The 567-nt window shown below is 49.2% G+C and carries 1 protein-coding gene; it reads left to right on the top strand.

Translation table 11 applies throughout. From position 1 onward, the window contains the following. Positions 1 to 567: hypothetical protein (locus CLFS41_RS30210; RefSeq protein ID WP_045094097.1), on the top strand; the 567-nt coding region annotated here is incomplete at both ends.

Raw genomic sequence — 567 nt, 5'->3', positions numbered from 1 at the left:
TTACAGCAGCAAGCGAAAGCTTCAGCTATGATGGAAAGCCACACAGCAACAATGGATATGAAGTGACCGGAACCGTAGGAACGGATGCAGTAAGCGCAGTGGTAGAGGGAAGCATCACCTACCCGAGCCAGAGCCCAGTGGAAAACAAGGTGGTAAGCCATGTATTCACCAGCGGTGAGGACAGTAACTACAAAGTGGAGTACGTAGACGGAAGCCTGACAATGGAATATGGCGAGCAGGTTGAGATTACCATTACAGCAGCAAGCGAAAGCTTCCCGTATGACGGAACCGAGCACAGCAATGCAGGAGTGACGGTAACAGAAGGAACTCTGGAAATGGGTGATCGTCTGGTAGCGGAAGCAGTCGGAACTGTAACTAATGTAGCAGATACACGCGAAGGAAACAATTCCGTGAAGGAAGGCTACAAGGTAATGAACGGTGATGAGGATGTGACGGCTAAGTACAAGATCACACCTCAGAACGGAACCTTAAGCGTAACACCAAAGGAAGTAACCATTACAGCAGCAAGCGAAAGCTTCAGCTATGATGGAAAGCCACACAGCAACA

Origin of the sequence: Clostridium sp. FS41 (assembly GCF_000954015.1) — a bacterium.
In the GTDB taxonomy this organism is placed as follows: domain Bacteria; phylum Bacillota; class Clostridia; order Lachnospirales; family Lachnospiraceae; genus Enterocloster; species Enterocloster citroniae.
Note: the sequence above shows the minus strand (reverse complement) of the source record. Positions and strands in the feature narration are given on the sequence as shown.